General features: G+C 58.6%; 18 protein-coding genes. 8 read left to right on the top strand and 10 right to left on the bottom strand.

Annotated elements, in window-relative coordinates; all coding sequences use genetic code 11:
- Positions 1–163: 163 nt before the first annotated feature.
- Positions 164–1,021 carry a siderophore-interacting protein gene (locus tag Q0U90_RS03105; protein ID WP_297451636.1) on the top strand — a complete coding sequence of 286 codons (858 nt, stop codon included), beginning with the start codon at positions 164–166 and terminating at the stop codon, positions 1,019–1,021.
- A gap of 14 nt (positions 1,022–1,035) precedes the next feature.
- Here the strand turns inward: Q0U90_RS03105 and Q0U90_RS03100 are convergent, their stop codons facing one another.
- Positions 1,036–1,614, bottom strand: coding sequence for an RDD family protein (locus tag Q0U90_RS03100; RefSeq protein WP_297451634.1), 579 nt, complete (start codon positions 1,612–1,614; stop codon positions 1,036–1,038).
- 282 nt (positions 1,615–1,896) lie between these two features.
- Between Q0U90_RS03100 and Q0U90_RS03095 the strand changes: the two genes are divergently transcribed.
- The gene (locus tag Q0U90_RS03095) at positions 1,897–2,493 is read left to right on the top strand and encodes a hypothetical protein (RefSeq protein WP_297451632.1); all 597 of its coding nucleotides are present in this window, start codon (positions 1,897–1,899) and stop codon (positions 2,491–2,493) included.
- A 29-nt stretch (positions 2,494–2,522) separates the two neighbouring features.
- On the opposite strand, the gene gcvT is transcribed toward Q0U90_RS03095, so the two are convergent.
- The 6 genes from gcvT to Q0U90_RS03065 all read right to left on the bottom strand — a co-directional run bounded on the left by gcvT (position 2,523) and on the right by Q0U90_RS03065 (position 10,427).
- Positions 2,523–3,695, bottom strand: coding sequence for a glycine cleavage system aminomethyltransferase GcvT (gene gcvT / locus Q0U90_RS03090; protein ID WP_297451630.1), 1,173 nt, complete (start codon positions 3,693–3,695; stop codon positions 2,523–2,525).
- Between the two features lie 297 nt (positions 3,696–3,992).
- Positions 3,993–5,645, bottom strand: a complete 1,653-nt coding sequence (locus Q0U90_RS03085; RefSeq protein WP_297451628.1) for a cation acetate symporter — start codon at positions 5,643–5,645, stop codon at positions 3,993–3,995.
- Between the two features lie 3 nt (positions 5,646–5,648).
- A complete protein-coding gene (locus Q0U90_RS03080) occupies positions 5,649–6,026 on the bottom strand; it encodes a DUF485 domain-containing protein (RefSeq protein ID WP_297451626.1) in 378 nt (125 codons plus the stop codon).
- A gap of 226 nt (positions 6,027–6,252) precedes the next feature.
- Positions 6,253–8,706 (bottom strand): HAD-IC family P-type ATPase, encoded by a 2,454-nt coding sequence (locus Q0U90_RS03075; RefSeq protein WP_297451624.1) that lies wholly within the window; start codon positions 8,704–8,706, stop codon positions 6,253–6,255.
- A 40-nt stretch (positions 8,707–8,746) separates the two neighbouring features.
- Positions 8,747–9,499: an enoyl-CoA hydratase gene (locus tag Q0U90_RS03070; protein WP_297451622.1), complete on the bottom strand. Its 753-nt coding sequence runs from the start codon at positions 9,497–9,499 to the stop codon at positions 8,747–8,749.
- A 61-nt stretch (positions 9,500–9,560) separates the two neighbouring features.
- The gene (locus Q0U90_RS03065; RefSeq protein WP_297451620.1) at positions 9,561–10,427 is read right to left on the bottom strand and encodes an aldo/keto reductase; all 867 of its coding nucleotides are present in this window, start codon (positions 10,425–10,427) and stop codon (positions 9,561–9,563) included.
- A 141-nt stretch (positions 10,428–10,568) separates the two neighbouring features.
- Between Q0U90_RS03065 and Q0U90_RS03060 the strand changes: the two genes are divergently transcribed.
- The 4 genes from Q0U90_RS03060 to Q0U90_RS03045 are packed head-to-tail and all read left to right on the top strand — an operon-like array spanning position 10,569 to position 13,617.
- The gene (locus tag Q0U90_RS03060; protein WP_038626393.1) at positions 10,569–10,832 is read left to right on the top strand and encodes a helix-turn-helix transcriptional regulator; all 264 of its coding nucleotides are present in this window, start codon (positions 10,569–10,571) and stop codon (positions 10,830–10,832) included.
- 2 nt (positions 10,833–10,834) lie between these two features.
- Positions 10,835–11,404 (top strand): hypothetical protein, encoded by a 570-nt coding sequence (locus tag Q0U90_RS03055; protein ID WP_297451616.1) that lies wholly within the window; start codon positions 10,835–10,837, stop codon positions 11,402–11,404.
- Positions 11,405–11,452: 48 nt separating this feature from the next.
- A complete protein-coding gene (locus Q0U90_RS03050) occupies positions 11,453–12,358 on the top strand; it encodes an ATP-binding cassette domain-containing protein (RefSeq protein WP_297451613.1) in 906 nt (301 codons plus the stop codon).
- Positions 12,355–13,617, top strand: a complete 1,263-nt coding sequence (locus Q0U90_RS03045) for an ABC transporter permease (RefSeq protein ID WP_297451610.1) — start codon at positions 12,355–12,357, stop codon at positions 13,615–13,617. Before Q0U90_RS03050 ends, Q0U90_RS03045 begins: the two co-directional genes overlap by 4 nt.
- Before the next feature lie 95 nt (positions 13,618–13,712).
- Here Q0U90_RS03045 and Q0U90_RS03040 read toward each other — a convergent pair whose 3' ends face one another.
- Entirely contained in the window at positions 13,713–14,699 is a 987-nt protein-coding gene (locus Q0U90_RS03040; protein ID WP_297451607.1) for a ribokinase, read from the bottom strand.
- A gap of 108 nt (positions 14,700–14,807) precedes the next feature.
- Between Q0U90_RS03040 and Q0U90_RS03035 the strand changes: the two genes are divergently transcribed.
- Positions 14,808–16,289, top strand: a complete 1,482-nt coding sequence (locus Q0U90_RS03035; RefSeq protein WP_297451604.1) for a carboxyl transferase domain-containing protein — start codon at positions 14,808–14,810, stop codon at positions 16,287–16,289.
- A gap of 249 nt (positions 16,290–16,538) precedes the next feature.
- Here Q0U90_RS03035 and Q0U90_RS03030 read toward each other — a convergent pair whose 3' ends face one another.
- The gene (locus Q0U90_RS03030; RefSeq protein ID WP_005511805.1) at positions 16,539–16,898 is read right to left on the bottom strand and encodes an FKBP-type peptidyl-prolyl cis-trans isomerase; all 360 of its coding nucleotides are present in this window, start codon (positions 16,896–16,898) and stop codon (positions 16,539–16,541) included.
- A 245-nt stretch (positions 16,899–17,143) separates the two neighbouring features.
- Entirely contained in the window at positions 17,144–18,439 is a 1,296-nt protein-coding gene (locus Q0U90_RS03025; protein WP_297451583.1) for a citrate synthase, read from the bottom strand.
- Positions 18,440–19,162: 723 nt separating this feature from the next.
- On the opposite strand from Q0U90_RS03025, the gene Q0U90_RS03020 reads away from it, so the two are divergent.
- Positions 19,163–19,787: aminotransferase class V-fold PLP-dependent enzyme (locus Q0U90_RS03020; protein WP_297451581.1), on the top strand; the 625-nt coding region annotated here is incomplete at its 3' end.

The raw sequence follows: 19,787 nt of genomic DNA, 5'->3' as shown, positions 1-19,787 counted from the left end.
AGACACACTTTTCTGCTACTTAACCCACTACCCCTGCACACCGGGGATAGGCATCATCAGCCAATCACCCAACCACCTTTATGTTAGGCTTACCTAATCGTATGACGTGTAGACTTCCGCCAGCACAAAACAGCCCAAGATTTGTTGAAGGACAGTGACAACTATGGCTGATTTAGATAAGGCAGCACCGAAGCGTAAGCCCCGTAAGGCACAGGAGGCAACAGTTACTGGACGTCGCCAGATCTCTCCAGACCTAATTCGTTTGAGCATGAACTCGCCTGCGTTTGTGGGCAAGGAGCTGGAGTTTACCGACCATTACATCAAGTTACTGTTTGTGCCAGAGGAAGCTGATTACTCCTGGCCGTTCGATATTGCGCAAATTCGCGCCGAACAACCGCGAGATAAACTGCCAATCACCCGCACCTACACTCTGATTAATCTGGACTCCGAAACCGGCGACTTTGACGTCGACTTCGTCACCCACGGCGATTCCGGCCTGGCCGGACCTTGGGCACGCGTAGCTGAAGTCGGAGACAAGCTTGGCTTCTTAGGGCCAGGTGGTGCATGGGGGCCTGCGGCAGAATATGAACACTTTGTGCTCGCCGGTGATGAGTCCGCAGCACCAGCCATCGGCGCCAGCTTGAAGCACCTCCCAGAAGGCACGACTGCAGCCGCATACATCGAAATCGAAGCCAAAGATCGCAAGTTTGAGCTCCCAACCCGCGAGGGCGTGGAAATCCATTGGGTTCTCCGCAACGGAGCGACCCACGGCACAGAGCTATCTCGCACAGTGCGCGAGGCGGGGATTCCAGAGGGTAAGAAAACTAGCTGGTTCATCCACGGTGTCGCCGAGATGATTAAGGAACTGCGCCGCTTCCTCTTCGTTGAATCTGAGATCCCGAAGAAAGACGTTTCCATTTCTGGCTACTGGCGTATCGGTATGACCGAAGACCAGTGGCAGTCCTCTAAACGAGAATTCAACGCTGAGGTTGAGGCCGAAGAGGAAAAAGCCAGGGCCTGACATCTGCCCGCACGCTAGCGCTCGCTACGCCCTTTTTCAACAACGACGCGTTTTCCTGCCAACCAGTCGAATGGGTGCCAGCGGCAAACAGCAACCCAAATCATCAGGACACCAAAAAACAGTTCAACGATTGGCTCCAAATCCGTAAGAAAGAAAATCATCAACAATAGGTAGCAATTACGTACCGCCGCCTGCCAACCTCCGCGCCAAGAATCGTCTCCTGACTCGAGCTCCGATGTTCCCTCTGGCTGAGCTACTTCGAACGGAGTCGCTCCAGAGTCTACTTTCCACGCTGGAACAACCTGTAGCAAAAATGCGCTTTTCCCAAACGTCTGTTCACCGCGTGCCTCTTCAACCACGCGCACAAAGAAAAAGACAACTGGGAAAATGGCACCATACAAAATTCTGAACTCTGGCGGGCTCGGCAGCGCCCAACTCGCCGTGGCTGCTTCCCACGCAAGTTTTCCAAGTGCCACAATGATGGCAACAAAGATTCCGACAAGGAACGAGTCCAGTATCCACGCACCGCTGCGCCGAGCGAACAGATCCGCATTACTCTTTACGGAGAATCGATTCGGGATGCGCTGTTTCATGGAGCACACGCTATCAAAAACCACTCATGGCTTCACAGACGAATTGTCTATTCCTAGCGCATCCGTTCTGCCACGATTAGAAGCAACTAGTATGCAAATCGAAAAGTCGACTGTATAGTTGCCGTTTGAATCAACCTATTTATTCTGTGCCAGCAATTTCCATGCCAGCAACCGGCAAGTAAACCTACAGCTGGCACCTACCAGTGGTTTTTCAGGAGACCCGCTACCCATAAATCCGAAAACAAACCACGAAAAGCAGGCTCGAGAAGCTCAGAAAGTGAGATGGATGTGAATACGCGAACTCAGCTGTCAGCCGTACAGCACCCTCACCTCACTGCCCGTCGGAGCAAGAATCGACGGCACCTGGCGCTGGCCTGTAGCCTCCTCACCTTCGCAGCCACAGCTACGAGCTGTGGCAACAATGAGCACGTGGAGGTTGCTACGACGCAAACCTCGTCGTCAAGCTCACGTACTACGGCGACCTCAACTAGCTCGCCGACGACGGCGGGGCCGAAGGTTCGGGAAGGTGGCACGCCTCGGATTGGACAGCCGTGCCCGAACCAGACCGGAGCGGTGCGCATGAGCGCCAACGGCCAGAACCTTGAATGCGCACCGGTTGGTGAACAGGAAGTGTGGACGGTGCTACAGCGACCTTCTGCGAACCCGCCGTCGGACCAACTGTGGATCTCCACTACGACGATGCCATCTGAAATCTACCCGCAGGACTCTGCGACGACGACACCGAGCACGAACGCTACAGAGTCAACCGGGACGGACGAGACTTCAACGCCCACTACATCGACAACTCCGACGGCCCCGATGACGTCCGTCGAACCGATGGAACCGCACCCTGGCGCAACGCCAGCTAAGGAAAACTAGCGCCTGCCAGGGGTTATGCTGCCTAAACGCTACTTGCGGTGACGGCGGTTGTAGAACGGCGTCGGCACGACGGTGGCGGTAATGTCCGTGCCCTCGACCGTGAACTCGGTGCCAGTGGCGGACTGCCAACGCTGAACATACGCGAAGCCAATCGGCTGACCGAGAGTCGGCGACACCTTAGTGGAGGTCAGCACACCGACCTCATTGCCTTCCGCATCAATGAGCTTGGTGCCACGCGTCGGCGCTTCATCACCGGAAAAGCGCAGGCCAACCAGCAGGTCCTTGGACTGCGGACGGTTAACCAGGGCATTACGGCCGATGAAGTGGCCCTTGGTCGGACCCATGATGGACTGCAGGCCGGCCTCCAGCGGAGTGCGGTCGCGAGTCAGCTCGTAGCCGTAGAGCGGCATACCGGCCTCGAGGCGCAGGGTGTCACGGCAGGCCAGACCACATGGCAGCAGGCCGAGGTCAGCGCCATCGTCGGCCGGATCCTCTGGATTTTCCACCTTGCCACCGGCTGCGATGATGGCACGCCAGACGTCGACCGCACGATTAGCCGGCGGGAAGATCTCGAAGCCGTCCTCACCTGTGTAACCAGTGCGAGCGACAATCATCTCCACGCCTGCGACCTCAAGAAGGGTGCAAGAGTAGTAGTTCAAGCCGTCAAGAGTCGCGTGCAGGTCCTGCGGCAGCAGACGACGCAGGAGCTTCGCAGCCTTTGGCCCCTGGATAGCCAGGAGTGCATTCTTGTCATTCATGCGCTCGACTTCGACGTTGTAGCCGCCGATGCGCTCGAGCAGAGTCGAGTACACATCTTCAACGGCTGCGGCGTTCTGCACCAGCATGAATTCGTGGCTGCCGAGACGGTAGATGATGAGGTCATCAATAATGCCGCCGTCTTCCTGCACAATCATGGTGTACTTCGCACGGCCAAGCGCCAGCGGCTTGATAGCCGAAATCAGGGTGTGCGCGAGGAACGACGCCGCATCCTCACCGGTGACGCGAATGATTCCCATCAGAGACAGATCGAAAACGCCGACGGCCTCTCGCACCGCGTTGTGCTCCGCAATCTCCGACGAGTAGCGGAACGGCACTTCGTAGCCACCGACGTTGCGCATTTCTGCGCCGAGGCTCACGTGCTCATCATGCAGGGCACTACGGAATGAATTGTTGTTCTCGGAAGCGCCAGAATTGTCAGTCATACACACTCCAATTATTGCGGTGGGCAAACCAGGTTATTACCTTCCCACCTTATATCTAAGAGTCCACGCGCGCTTCCGCGAGCACCCGAGACCTCACCAGGCGAGGTCGCTTCCACCAGTCCCCCGCCACGGTCCCCGCACACGCTTGACGACGGCTCCCGCGCCCACGACAAAGACCCCGCTACCGGTAACGATAACGAGGTCTCTGCTCTGTCTATTCAGTTAAGTGAGCTGAGGACTGAGCTACAGCAGTAGTGTCATCAGCCTTGGGCTCAGTGGCCATCAATGTCGAGGTTATTAGTGATCAACCGCAGCCTCGGTGCCAACACCGGTCAGGGAGCGAACTTCCATCTCGGCTGCCAGGTCGTCGAAGTTATCCGGCTTACCCATGTAGGTGGCGATGATGCCAGCCAGGAATGCCAGCGGAATAGCGAGCAGACCCGGTGAGGTCAGCGGGAACCAGGAGAAGTCAACAGACGGAATCATCGAGGACTCGCTACCGGAGACTGCCGGGGAGAAGATGATCAGCACCAGCGACGCGATGACACCGGTGTACATGGAAGCAACTGCGCCTGCGGTGTTGAAACGCTTCCAGAACAGGGACATCAGGATGGTCGGAACGTTTGCGGATGCTGCCACTGCGAATGCCAGCGACACCAGGAACGCCACGTTCTGCCCCATAGCCAGGATGCCGAGGATGATGGAGACAACACCCAGCACGATAACGGTGATGCGAGAGACGCGAACCTGTTCAGCTTCCGTTGCCTGTCCCTTGCGAATCACGGCCTGGTAGAGGTCCTGGCCGACAGACGCGGAAGCGGTAATTGCCAGACCAGCGACCACGGCCAACACGGTAGCAAACGCAACTGCGGAGACTACAGCCATAAAGATAGAGCCACCGATCTCAAAGGCCAGCAACGGAGCTGCGGCGTTGGCCCCGCCCGGCGCGGCCATGATGCGGTCCGGGCCGACGAGCGCAGCAGCACCGTAGCCGAGCACCAGGGTCAACAGGTAGAAGCCACCGATGAGGATGATTGCCCAGGTCACGGACTTACGAGCTTCCTTTGCGGTCGGCACCGTGTAGAAGCGCATGAGCACGTGTGGCAGACCAGCAACACCGAGAACCAGTGCCAGGCCCAGAGAGATGAAGTCCAGCTGCTGGACGAAGGAGCCGCCGTACTTCAGACCCGGCTCCAGAATGGCGGAAGCTTCGTAGCCCTTCTCGGCGATGTAGTCCGAGCTCGCGTGCGTGTCCACTGCGTCCTGCAGGAGCTGGGAGAAGTTGCCCTTAACGCCAACCAGGATGATCAAGGTCATGATGATGACAGCACCGACCAGCAGGACGGCCTTAATCATCTGCACGTAAGTCGTGCCTTTCATGCCACCGATGAGAACGTATGCGACCATGATGATGCCGACGACTGCGACAACGATGGACTGCTGAGTGGAGTCGTGAATGTTGAGCAGCACGGCGACCAGGGAACCTGCACCGGCCATCTGCGCGATGAGGTAGAACAGGGTCACTGCGAGAGTGGAGATAGCAGCTGCGGTACGCACCGGACGCTGCTTTAGACGGAACGACAGCACGTCAGCCATGGTGAACTTACCGACGTTACGCAGCGGCTCTGCAACGAGCAGAAGCGCGACAAGCCAGGCCACGAAGAATCCGATGGAGTACAGGAATCCGTCGTAACCAGTCAGCGCGATGGCACCGACGATACCGAGGAAGGACGCGGCCGAGAGGTAGTCACCAGCAATGGCGAGACCATTCTGAGTACCGGAGAACTGTGCACCACCGGTGTAGAAGTCGGAAGCACCCTTGTTTCCGCCCTTGCCTACACGAGTAACGATGAACATGGTCGCAACAATGAAGGCGACGAAGACCGCGATGTTGAGAATCGGGTTACCTGCTGCTGCAGTGTCATCTGCAGCAAAGAAACTGGTCAGCATGGCTTATGCCCCCTTCTTTGCAACGATTTCAGCGATTTCGCCACTTTCCATTGCCTCACGCAGCTCAGCCTGCATCGGCTCGAGCTTCTTATTGGCGAAGCTGATGTAAACCCAGGTGATGGCGAAGGTAGTCACGAACTGGAGCAGACCAAGGATGATGCCCAGGTTGATGTTGCCCAGTACGGGAGTTGCCATGAGATCTGGCGCGAACGTCGCGAGCAGAACGAATGCGATGTACCAGACCAGACCTGCGACGGTCATCGGGATGGCGAATGAACGGAATGTAGAGCGGAGCTCTTGGAACTGCGCTGACTTTTGCACGTAGCGGTACTCAGCCGCCTGTGGCTTATGCCGGTCTGTCGGCAATGGTGTTGCGGACACGGGCTAATCCTTTCCAGGAAGTTATGCAGGTGTTCGTAATGAGGTTCAACACAGCCACCCCGACGGTGTGCCGTGCACCACATTTTTGATTATGTGTTGAAACAAAGTTACCCGGAACACAGTTAGCAAAGAAGTTAAATGCGGCTAACTACTTCTCAGCCAGCATTAAGGCACCCCCAAAAACGCCCTTACCTGCATACTTGGGGCGACCTTTCGCTACCCCCATTTACGCTGTTGCGCTCGCATTCTCGGCCTTTTCCGGCAATGGTTTACTCTTGCGCCACCACCACAGCGCCTCGATGATGGCCGCACCAATGGCCCCCACAATCAGCGCAGGAATCAACAACTCCCGCCCCACCCAGTAGAGATTCAGCACCGCAGCCACCGGCTTCACCGAGAATATGAACAGGTACGCACCTGCCGACACCGCCAGCAACAGCACCTTCCACCACGTGTACGGTCTAGCCACAACTACCAAAACCCAAAATGCCGAGACAATCAGCACAATGAGAGTCGCAGTGGACGCCTCCCCTCGCGCCGCGTCGCTGGCATCGACTCCGGGGTTTGCCCACAGCCAAAACATGAAGGTCAACAGCCCTACCGTGATGCCGGCGGGTATCGCTAAACGCAACACGCGGCGCACAAAACCATCCCGCGCACGCTCCCAGTTCGGCGCCAACGAAAGCACAAAGGCCGGAATACCGATTGTGAACCAGCCCGTGATGGTCACGTGAATCGGCTCGAACGGGTAATCCATCCCCCACAGCCCCACGGCCAGCGCCAGCACCACCGAGTAGATGGTCTTCGTCAAAAAGAGGTTGGCCACGCGCTCGATGTTGCCAATGACGCGGCGACCTTCCGCCACAATCATCGGCATCACAGCGAAACGGTTATCCAACAGCACCAACTGCGCCACCGACCTTGTCGCCGGCGCACCATCGCCCATGGCCACACCAAGGTTCGCCGCCTTTAGCGCCAGCACGTCATTGACACCGTCACCGGTCATCGCCACATGATGTCCCCGCGACTGCAGCGCATGAACCATATCGCGCTTGGTCTCCGCCGTAACACGGCCGAAGATCTGCCGCGACTCCACGATGTCTGCAAACTCGTCACGAATCTCAGCACTCTTGGCTCCACTACCTTCATCCCGGCTGGCAGGAAGTCCAGATGCGTCAACAGGAGCGTCCGCACCCTCCATTTTTAACTCACGGGCAACGGCTCCCACCGAGCGATCATTGTCACCGGAAATGACCTTGACCTGGACGCCCTCTTCATAGAAATAGGCCACCGTATCTGCCGCATCCGAGCGTACTTTTTGCCCCAGCACGACAAGCGCGACCGACTCCAACTCCACCGCATTGCTCTTTCGCAAGGCCCCTCCGGGCAGATCATCGGCACCAACCGTGGTCCGTGCGAGCAGGAGCACACGAAGCCCCTCCTCCATAAGCTGCCGAGCTTTCTGCATGCCAACCGCGGAGTCGTCGACAAGCACGTCGGGCGCGCCGAAGACCCACGTCGCACCGCCGCGATACGTTAGCGCCGACCATTTATTCGCTGAGGTGAAGGGGCGGGTTTCGGTCTGCTCACGCTTTACGACGTCCCCCGCGTCTTCAATTCCCTGAAGCAGAGCACGGGCTGTTGCGTTCGGGCGATCGTCGAGTTTGCAGAGGTCGATGAGCGCGGAGTCGACCTCAGTGCGGGATGTGTCGTTGTCGGATACGATGTCGATTTCCATCAGCTGCATCGCATTTTCGGTGAGTGTGCCGGTTTTGTCGACGCACACGGTATCGACGCGCGCGAGCCCTTCTATGGCAGGCAGCTCGTTGACCAACACGCGATGTCGCCCCAAGCGCACCACGCCGAGGGCAAACGCAATGGTGGTCATAAGGACGAGCCCCTCGGGCACCATGGGCACCAGAGTGGCGACCATCGCCAGCAGCGCATCGTTGAGGTCATCGCCGGCGACAAAGAGCTGCGTATAGATGGACAGCGCGCCGACGGGGATGAGAATCCAAGAGATATAGGTGAGAATCTTGTTGATGCCCCGGAAGAGCTGAGAGTCAGTCAGCGTGAATTTGTTGGCCTCAGCTGCGAGCTTGGCGGCGTAGGCCTCTTTGCCGACCTTGGTAGCCTGATACCGCGCCGACCCCACCACGACAGAGGAACCCGAGTAGACCATGTCCCCGACACCCTTGTGGATGGCATCGGATTCACCGGTCAGAGAGGATTCATCTATGGCTACGTCGGAGGCATAGCGCAGAATACCGTCGACAACAATCTGGTCGCCCGGGCCGACCTCGATGAGATCGTCGAGTACGACAGACTCCCGATCAACCTCGCGGGCGGGCTGCCCGTCACGGATGACCATGGGCTTTGCGCGGCCGACAATGGAGAGCTTGTCCAGCGTGTATTTGGCACGCAACTCCTGGACGATGCCGACGATAGAGTTAGCAATAATCAGCAGACCAAAGGCGCCGTTAACGATGGAGCCGGTGTAGAGCACGACCGCGAACAAAACGGCGAGAATACCGTTGATGCGGGTAAACACATTGGCACGGATAATGTCCCGTACACTGCGTCCGGACGTTGGCGGTAGCTCGTTGGCCTGCCCCGACTTAATGCGCTGTTGGACCTGCTCCTGAGTAAGACCGCTGTCGGGAGTTTCCCACGAGCTCATGACTGCCTACCCTATGTGCCTAGTGCTGAACCTACTGAAGCTATTTGCCGATGAAATTCGGTTCGCGCTTTTCAGCTCGCGCCTTCGACGCCTCCGCGGCGTCCTCGGAAGCCCACACCGTGTCGTAGAGCTCCTGCTGGTAGTCCTTTAACGGACTGTGCGTCTCATCGTCGTTGAGTACCGCCTTGTGATAGGCCAGCGACAGCGGTGCGTAGGTGGCAATACGCAGCGCAACCTCCTCCGCCTTGTCCGAACCACCGAGGTAGGAGGCCAGACCACAAGCATGAGCAGCTTCCTGATCCATCCGTTCAGCCGCCAACAAAATAGTGCGGGCCCGAGCACCGCCAACCAGCACGCGCACACGACGAATAGTCCAGGCGTCAACAGCAATGCCAAGCTTGACCGGCGGAATCATAAACCAACCGCGCTCCCCGACAACACGCAGGTCAGCCGCCATTGCCAACTGCATGCCAGCACCGACAGCCGGACCCTGCACATCCGCGATGACCACCAGACGGCTGGTCTCAATCGTGCGCAGCATCCGGCGCAGTTGCTCATGGAAGGAATCGTCGTGATGCTGGCCGCTCAGGTCGGCACCGGCGCAGAAGGCACGGCCTTCACCGCGCAACAGGATAACGCGCTGCTCAGGGACCTCCGCGGCAGCTTCCACCGCATCTGCGATGTCACGACACACATCGGCGGTCAGGGAGTTGCGCTTGTGATCTCGATCAATGGTGATAGTGACAATCGCACCATCGGCCTCGACGCGGATTTCAGATGCTGGGTTCGTCATAGCCACTAGGCTACCCGCGCACGACCGATAGCGATACAGCTATAAGCAAATCCAAACTGGTTTATTCATTGCCGAATATCCGCGGGTCACCGCTCAGGCGGCCGTCGGCACGCGCCATCGATGCAATCGTTTTCATGTCCTCGCCGGAGAGTTCAAAGTCTACGACCTGGAAGTTTTCCTTGATACGCGCTGGTGTAGCCGACTTCGGGATGGCGACGATGCCGCGCTGGAGATGCCAACGGATAGCGATCTGGGCGGGCGTCTTACCCAGACGCTCGGCGATCTCTGCAATCGGCGAGCCCTCAAAGTACTTCGCACGCCCCAGCGGCGACCATGCCTGCGTGACGATGCCACGGCGACGATCATCGGCAATCTGCTCGTCCTGCGGGAACTGCGGATGCAGCTCAATCTGGTTGACCACCGGAACTTCGGAGAGCTGATCGAGTACCTCTGGGTAGAAGTTCGCCACACCAACCGAGCGAATCAGCCCCTCACGCTTGAGGTCCAGCAGCGCGTCGAAGCACTGCCCAAACGTCCCCTGCTTCGCCACCGGCCAGTGCACAAGCACCAGGTCAACATAGTCAAGACCGAGCCGCTCCAGAGATGCTCGCACGGACTCGCGCGTCGCCGCCGACTCCTGCGCATCGTTCCAGACCTTCGTGGTCACGAAGATATCTTCACGCTTTACGACGTTCGCAGCGACCGCATCGGCAATACCCTGACCAACCCCTCGCTCATTGCCATAGAGCGATGCGGTGTCGATGTGGCGGTAGCCGACCTCCAGGGCGTAGCGCACAGACTGACGCGCCTGCTCATCGTCGAGCTTGTAGGTGCCAAACCCCAGAATCGGGATGGCGTTGCCATCGACCAATTCCACGTTGGCAATTCCGGTTGTCGCTGCATCGTACTTCGACTCGGGTGTGATCATGACAACCGAGTGTACGGGAGTGCACGGACGGAAATTTTTAGATTTTTTCTGGCCCGCTGACCTGTAGTTTAAGAAAGTGATTGCCATTCATTTTGTTATCAACAGTTGACGGAGTGTTGTGTTTATACAACACTTTGGAATGTGTCCCCAAAGATTAGACCCAAAGAACCGATATTCAACAGAATCTCAGTGCTGCGGGCAGAACACGGACTCAGTCGAGCAGAACTTGCCAAACAAGTAGAGGTCAATCCTCAAACGATTGGTGCGTTGGAGCGAGGGGACCACTACCCCAGCCTGGATCTGGCATTTCGTATCTGCGCGGTGTTCGATCTCCCCGTTGAGGCGGTGTTCTCTCGCGAAGAATTCAAGCCCATGTCCTCTGCCCTCTACCGAAAGGAAAGCTGACGATGCCAACTATTCGGACTGAAAGCGAAACACCGAGCTTTTTTGAGAAGCTAGAGGCCCGGCGCGAAGCGAAATACACAAAGCGCGTCGAGCAGATGTCAGGCTGGCTGACTAATTGGCGCAACCAGGCGGCGCGGCGGAAGCTGGTCATCGCATTCGAGGTGTGCCTTGTGCTGATGCTGCTGAGCGGCATCGCGCTTCTCGGCACTCTGACCAACATTTTCCCGGACTGGCTTTCTCTGTTCTGGCCCGCGACTTCCCTCATTATGATCTTTGTCTGGACCAGCCTCAGCATCACAGTCGACATGGTTGACAGCGCGCCCAGCTCACTACTGGACGAGTACCAGCAAGAACAGATTCTGAACCTGCGCGGACTGACATACCGCTGCTACACCTACTTCGGTCTGATTTTCTTCTTGGCATTAATTATTGTCGGCGTTCTGGGCATGAACAGCCAGTCGGACTGGGGACGTTACATTCCGTACAGCTTCGGAGTCATCGGCATTGTCATCTTTCTCTTCATTTCCACACTGCCCACCGTCGTCTACGCCTGGAATCTGCGGGACGACTAGCACTGGCTCAACCGTTTCCGAGCCCCCACATACTTTTTAAGGATCACTATGAATAGCCTCATAATCGACGGGCTTGAGAAGTCCTACGGAGACCTGCAGGTTCTCCGTGGCATGAGCTTCCAAGTTCACCCTGGAGAAATCTACGGCTTCGTCGGCTCCAACGGTGCCGGCAAGACCACCACCATGCGCATTGCCCTCGGCGTGCTGGCCACCGATAAAGGCGAAGTGCGCATCGGCGATACCCCGATGAATGACTCGCTGCGCCGCAAGATCGGATACATGCCTGAAGAACGCGGCCTCTACCCGAAGGCTGAGGTCCGCAAGCAGCTGATCTACTTCGCTCGCCTGCACGGTGTCCCCACTAAGCGAGCAGAGTCCAACGCGGACAGCCTGCTGGAGCGCCTCGGACTTACCGAGCGAGCCAAGGACAAGGTCGACACGCTCTCGCTCGGAAATCAGCAGCGCGTGCAGCTGGCAGCCTCCCTCATCCACGACCCGGAGGTACTCGTCCTCGACGAGCCTTTCTCTGGCCTCGACCCTGTGGCGGTCAAGGTGATGAGCTCGGTACTCAAGGAGTACGCCGACCGCGGCACTCCGATTGTGTTTTCCTCCCACCAGCTCGACCTTGTTGAGCGCATGTGTGACCGCGTCGGCATCATCCGCGACGGCCGCATGCTCGTGGAAGGCACTGTTGATGAGCTGCGAGCACGTGGCCCACGGGCTTTCGTCGTCAAGCTCGATGGTGCGTCCCCGGATTGGGCGTCATCTGTCGAAGGCGTGACAAACGTGGAGCGAAATGCCCACGGTGCCACCGTCGTCCACCTCGATTCCAACGCCCCAGCCGACGCCGACCAGAAGCTGCTACACAGCGCAATGGCAGCGGGAACGGTCCGTTCGTTTGGACCGCTCCAAATTCCACTTACTGAGCTCTACCAGGAGGCCGTCCAGCAATGAGCACCAACACTTACAACGCCTCAACGGCCATCAAGACTGTTTTCGTCCGCGAACTCCGCGAGCACCTTCTGAAAAAGAGCTCGCTGATCACACTCGTCATCATGGCGGTGGCGGCCGTCGGTGGCATCTTCGTTGCCGACTACATGACCTCCAAATCCGACAATGAAACGGTCAAAGTCGCGGTCGTCGGGGAGGCACCATTCGCGGATTCCCTCGCCGACGTCACAGCCGAGATGAAGGACTCTGCTAGCGAGGACGCCCCCGGCGCATTCGCCGGGGCATCCCTCTCTCCGTTGGAGACCACGTCCGCACCCGATGAGAAGGCCGCCCGCGCCGCTGTCACCGACGGAGATGCCGACGCCGCCCTCGTCCCAGATACCGCGAAGGGCAAGGAAGGCTCGTGGAAACTGCTTGCCGACGACGCCCCATCTTGGTTAGCCCCAATGCTGCAGGAGTCTCTGCAGAAGCAGAATGAGGCCATGCTGCTCAGCGAGAACGGTATCGACCCCGGTGAGTTCTACTCCCAGAGCCAGAATGCAGCCGTGTCGGTGGAGTCCATCGATGAAGCCAAGGACGAGAAGATGCCAGCGGTGCTCGTAACGCTGATTGGCGTGATGGTCATGATGACCGCCATCCTCGTCTTCGGCGGCGCGGTTGCCACCAGCGTCATCGAGGAGAAGTCCTCCCGCGTCATCGAGATTATTCTCTCGACGGTCCGCCCGGCTCACCTGCTGGCTGGCAAGATCCTCGGCGCCGGCCTGGCTGGCATCATCATGATGAGTGTGCTGACCGCCAGCGCCACGGTTGCCCTCATGATCACCGGGTTGGCGGAGAGCTTCGATGTGCCGTGGTCCTCAGTGTGGCTGCTGATTCCGTGCTTCATCCTCGGCTATTTCTTCTTCGCCGCGCTGTACGCAGCCTCCGCATCGCTGGTCAGCCGCATGGAAGATTTCCAAGGCGCACAGATGCCAGTACTGGTGTTCTCGCTGATTACGATGTACGTCCCGCTGTTTGGCTGGAGCAAGCTGGACTCCACCTTCATGCAGATTGCCGCGTGGATTCCACCAATTTCCATCACCACTGCCCCGATGCAGTACGCCGTTGGTAACTTCTCCGCGCTCGAGTTGGCCGCCTCGCTGCTAATCATGGTGGTGGGAGTCGCCGCGGTCATCGCCCTCGCAGCCTGGATTTACCCGCGCAATGTCCTGCGCACCGGTGCCGCGGTGAGCTGGAAGAAGGCTCTGACGGCCAAGAGCTAGGCCCCTCCCCCTTTAAAGGGCGCGTGGCTTCTGGGCCACCGCCACCTAGAACCAAATCACCGTCAATCGCGTAGTTTGCTCAGCGCACCTCATGGCTATAGCTCGTGGTCCGCCGCAAACTGCGCGATTTTTTCTGTCTCGCCGTAGGAGGTCTGCGCCCCCACACCTGTCGCCGCATGTGCCGAGACCACAGCCGCAAGACGGGCTGCCGTCACCACATCATCGCCCGCGGCCAACGCAGTCAGGACCGTGCCCATGTACGCGTCACCGCAGCCGGTGGTGTCCACGACCTCGATGGGGAGCGCCGTAATACGCGTGACTGCCACCTCGCTTTCCGACGTCCTCAAAACCACAGATCCCTCCCCGCCAAGTGTGACAATGGCCGTGGAAATCCCGTGTTCGTCTGCAAGCGCATGCCCAACCGCGTCCCACTGACCGTGCTCGCAACCCGCGACCGCTCTACCAGCACCAATAATGGCTGCGAGTTCGTGCTCGTTCACAATGAGGACATCGACCAGCGCGAGCAGTTCCTCGCTGACCGCACGGATTGGGGACAGGTTGAATACCACCGGCACGCCCGCATCGTGGGCAATCTGCGCGGCAGCCAAGACTGCCTCATCGCATATCTCAAGACACAGACCGAGGCAGCTCGCCTGCTGAATCTTGTCCGCATGGTTGCGGACCATTGCGGCATCGACCTCGCCATTGGCGCCAGCGGAGATGACAATGAAATTCTCCGCCGCATCATCGACGACAATCATGGCTGTACCAGTGGTAGAGCCAACGGTCTCAACTGCGGAGATGTCCACGTGAGCGTCGGTAAGCGCGTCGCGCAACAACTGCGCGTTGGGATCCGAACCGACCGCGCCGACAAGCTCCACGGTCGCACCCAACCTGCCAGCCGTCGCCGCCTGATTCGCCGACTTGCCGCCCGGCAGAATGCGCAGAGGGCTGCCCTCGATGGTCTCGCCTCCATGTGGCAGGCGCTTCACTGTGACAGTCAGGTCTGCGTTGATGGAACCGACGACGCATACGTTTGGCCTCTGCTCAGCCAGCTCGATGAGGCGCTCAGTAATCGGCATTGGTTCGTCTCCTCGGTATCGCGGACATGTTTTTTCCGACAATAGCGCTACCCCTTTCCGCCCACCATCAACTAAGCCGGTTTACCCCTTGTTTACTACCGTGGAGGTATGGCTAGAATCAGCGCCCAGCAAGTAATTGATACAGTCCTCGACCACGGAAGTTTCACCTCGTGGGACGGTGCGCCCGAGCATGGTGATATCGACGAGGCCTACCGCGGCACTCTGTCCCGCGCCTCTGAGAAGACCGGCCTCGATGAGGCCGTCATTACCGGTGAGGGCACCGTCGGCGGCAAGCGCGTCGCCGTCATCTGCTCTGAGTTCGGCTTCCTCGGCGGTTCCATCGGTGCCGCGACGGCTCGCCGCATTATTCGCAGCATCGAACGCGCGACCGCGGAGTCGCTGCCACTGTTGCTCTCCCCGACCTCGGGTGGCACTCGCATGCAGGAGGGCACCGCGGCGTTCGCGCTCATGATTTCCATCACCACCGCTGTGGCGCGCCACAAGGATTCTCATCTGCCGTTCCTGGTGTACCTGCGCAATCCCACCACCGGCGGTGTGATGGCGTCGTGGGGATCGGCAGGCCACTTCACTTTCGCGGAGCCCGGCGCTCTCCTTGGCTTCCTCGGCCCGCGCGTCGTTGAGCTCGCTACCGGCGCCCCCATGCCCGAGGGCGTCCAGACGTCCGAGAACCTGTTCAAGCAGGGCATTATCGACGGCATCATTCCTCTCGAAGGTCTGCGCGGCGCTGTCCGCCGCACCATCGATGTCCTTGCCGACGGAGACCCCAGCGAGCCCACCCCACCGCCAGCAGCGACCATAGATGGTCGCGATACCTGGGAAGCTATCCTGCGCACCCGCGATACTTCTCGTTCAGGTGGCGGCGATATTATCGATGCCCTTGTCGACTGCTCCGTACCAATCTCCGGCACTGGCGATGGTCACAAGTCGCTGTCGGTCCGGGCTCGTCTGGCACGCATTGGTGAACGGCCGGTGATTCTGGTTGCCCAGGATCGCCACAACCAGCCGCCACTGGGCACGCATCCAATGGGGCCGGGCTCGCTGCGCTTTGCCCGCCGCGCGATGCGCATCGCGGAGAGCCTGAACATTCCGCTGGTCACAGTCATCGACACCCCGGGTGCAGAGTTGACTAAGGACGCCGAGGAAAATGCCATGGCCGGCGAAATTGCTCGCACCCTGACCACGCTGGTGAACCTGAAGGTTCCGACCGTGTCCCTCATTCTCGGCCAGGGCTGCGGTGGTGGGGCGCTGGCCATGCTGCCTTCTGACCGAGTGCTGGCAATGCACGATGCCTGGATGTCTCCGCTGCCGCCCGAGGGTGCATCGGCGATTATCTACCGCGATACCGAGCACGCTCCGGAAATGATGGAGGAGCAGGGCGTTGGCGCCGAGGCCATGCTGAAGACCGGTGTCATTGACGAGATTGTGGCAGAACCTGAGGATTCGGCAGAGCTTCCCCAGCGTGCCCTGACCGCCATCGAGCACGCCCTCTGGGAGCTGGAGAAGAATCCCGCTCGCGTTGGCCGTGAGCAGCGCTTCGACCACTACCGTCGCTTCGCGCTGGGCGAATAGGGAGTTTGGGCGCTGGGCTGGGGCGGGGTTTGGCCTTCAACCCCGCCCCTGACCTCAGAAAGCAAGAAAGTGGTCAGGTTTATAGCACTTCAGGCATAAAAAATCGCACAAAAGTGCTATAAACCTGACCACTAATACCGCACAAGGCCAAACTACCGACCAATAGGCCGTCGAACTAGCTACCAACATAAGGCCAAACCGGGCACCCACACCGCAGTTCGGCCTACTAATGGCGCCAGCGGAAAACTTCTACTTAACGTCCAGCAGGTCGATGACGAAGACCAGAGTCTTGCCGGACAGGAAGTGTCCTGCACCAGCCGGGCCGTATGCCTTCTCCGGCGGGCAAATTAGCTCGCGGCGACCGCCGACCTTCATGCCCGGGATACCTTCCTGCCAACCGGCAATCAGGCCGTTTAGCGGAAACTCGATGGACTGGCCACGGTTCCAGGAGGAGTCGAACTCCTCACCGGTTTCGTAGTCAACGCCCACGTAGTGGACCTCGACGCGAGCACCCGGGGTAGCCTCCTTGCCGTCACCGACAGTGAGGTCGTTGATGACGAGTTCCGTCGGAGCCGGACCGGACTTAGCAGTGAGTTCTGGCTTGGACAAGACAATCTCCTATCACAGTTGGCATTTATCAAAGTTGGCATTCAGCTCAACTTGAATGGCCCGAGCTTTATTGGGCCCAACTTAAATGGGGTTTCTTAAAATTCTAGGAAAAATAAAAGGCGCGTACCAACCTATCGAAGGCTAGTACGCGCCTTTTCGCGTTTTCTACGCGGATTTCTTCTGCGCGGAGTTCCTCAACCTTGAATTACTTGCGAGGAAACTCTACGCAGCCATCGCTAGAAAGCTTAGCGCTGCTCGCGCGGAACAAAGTCGCGCTCGGTCTCGCCGGTGTAAATCTGGCGAGGGCGGTTGATCTTCGAAGCCGGGTCGGTGACCTGCTCGTTGAACTGAGCAATCCAGCCCGGGAGGCGACCGATGGCGAACAGGACGGTGAAGAAGTCCGTCGGGAAGCCCATGGCGCGGTAAATCAGGCCGGTGTAGAAGTCAACGTTCGGGTAGAGCTTGCGGGAGACGAAGTAGTCATCAGCCAGTGCAATCTCTTCCAGCTTCATGGCCAGATCCAGCAGCTCGTCGCCACCGAGGTGTGCGAGCACCTCGTGAGCGGTCTTCTTAGCGATAGCCGCACGCGGGTCGTAGGACTTGTAGACGCGGTGACCGAAGCCCATCAGGCGGACGCCCGGCTCCTTGTTCTTCACACGGTTCATGAACTCGGTAGCGTCGCCACCGTGATTCTGCTGAATGTCCTCCAGCATCTCCAGCACAGCCTGGTTTGCACCACCGTGCAGCGGGCCGGACAGAGCGTTGATGCCAGCAGCGATGGAGACGAACATGGAAGCACCGGAGGAAGCAACCATGCGGACGGTAGAGGTGGAGCAGTTCTGCTCGTGGTCAGCGTGCAGAATCAGCAGCTTGTCCAGAGCGTCAACCACAACCGGGTCAACCTCGTAGTCAGCGGTCGGGTAACCGAACATCATGCGCAGGAAGTTCTCGCGAGCGTTCAGGTTGTTGTCCGGGTACATGTACGGCTCGCCCTTGGATGCGCGGTATGCGTATGCCGCCAGCATCGGAACCTTAGCCATCAGGCGAACTGCAGCCAGGTTGCGCTGCTCTTCGTTCAGCGGATCCAGCTCGTCCTGGTAGTAGGAAGCCAGAATGTTGACCGAGGAAGCCAGGGTCTGCATCGGGTGTGCGCCACGCGGGAAGATGCTGAATGCGCGACGGAAGTCCTCGTCCAGCAGGGTGTGGTGACGAATGTCGTGGTTGAACTTTGCAATCTCTTCCTCAGACGGAAGGTGGCCGTGAATCAGCAGGTAGGAAACCTCGTTGAAGGTAGCCTTCTCAGCCAGCTGCTCAATCGGGTAGCCGCGGTAGCGCAGGATGCCGTTACCGCCGTCGATGTAAGTGATCTTGGACTCGGTAGAACCGGTGGCGGTGTAGCCCGGGTCAAAGGTGGTCAGTCCAGTTTCCTGGAGCATCTTGCCCAGTGCAATACCGTCGTTACCCTCGGTTGCCTTGACGATGTCCATCTCGAACTCGCCGCCCGGGTAGTGGAGTACAGCCTTGCCGTCTTTAGTAGCCACAACTTCCCTTTCGCAGAAAATTTCTTCTTAACGACTCCAGAGTGCGGGGGAAGCAAGCACAGCGGAAAACAGCGTGCTGCCTCCCAACTCCACGTCACCCCTTCAGGGTCGCATTGTTTCCAATGATTCAATTATGCGCGACATTTGCATTCCAGTGCATCTTGCCGTGTGAAAAAGTTTGCTTAGTTCACATCAGCTATGCCGTAATCACGAGGAATCGACAACTGCAGTGGATTAGAACACACAATATCAAAGAGTGTGAGGAGTGCAACACCCTCTACCCCATTCGGGCAGTTTGGGCTTTTCCAATATTGACCCCTCTTCACTCTGAAATGCAAATGAAAAAAGGAGGTTTTCAACATCGTCACAGCTCATTTACCACTCGCGAAGCCAGGGGCGAATCCATCAGACCACACCTCCCGAATCCCCAAGGTCACCACTCAGCGTTCAAAATCACATCGCCCAAAACCGAAAATGACCCACCCCACCACCCAAGGAGGAGCGCCCTCCCAAATAAAACCCCACCGCCGACAAAGCTGTAAAATATCTTCGCAAACTTTGCAAATACTCGAATCCACCCTGTTTTAATATGCAAAGTACGGAAGCGGGGGCAATTGAACCCCACCCTTTTGCTATAAGTACCCCCGATTACCGCTAGAGTTTGAAGACAACGGCTGTATATCAAGCTTCACTTTGAAAGCATTTTGAAAGGTTGCGCCTCATATGAGCGATCAATTCCCAGTTCTCCCTGAAGAGTTCCAGCCCGGCGACGGCCGCTTTGGCTGCGGTCCGTCGAAGGTCCGCCCGGCACAGATTCAGGCAATCGTTGACGGCGGTGCCTCTATTATGGGCACTTCCCACCGTCAGCCTGCAGTGAAGAACGTTGTTGGTGAGGTTCGCGAGGGTCTGGCAGAGCTCTTCCAGCTTCCGGAGGGCTACGAGATTATCCTGTCCCTCGGCGGCGCAACCGCTTTCTGGGATGCTGCCACCTTTGGCCTCATCGAGAAGAAGTCGGCTCACCTGACCTACGGTGAGTTCTCCTCCAAGTTCGCCAAGGCCTCCAAGATGGCACCGTGGCTCGATGCGCCGCAGATCATCGAGGCCGAGCCGGGTTCCGCACCTGAGGTTGTCGCTGGTGAAGAAGGCGTTGACCTCATTGGTTGGGCTCACAACGAAACCTCCACCGGCACCATGGTTCCGGTCACCCGACCGGCTGGTTCCGAGGGGCAGCTCGTCGCCATCGATGCCACCTCCGGTGCCGGCGGTCTCCCGGTCGACATGTCCCAGGCTGATGTCTACTACTTCTCCCCGCAGAAGTGCTTCGCTTCCGACGGCGGCATCTGGTTGG

Origin of the sequence: uncultured Corynebacterium sp. (assembly GCF_946998835.1) — a bacterium.
Taxonomy (GTDB): Bacteria; Actinomycetota; Actinomycetes; order Mycobacteriales; family Mycobacteriaceae; genus Corynebacterium.
Note: the sequence above shows the minus strand (reverse complement) of the source record. Positions and strands in the feature narration are given on the sequence as shown.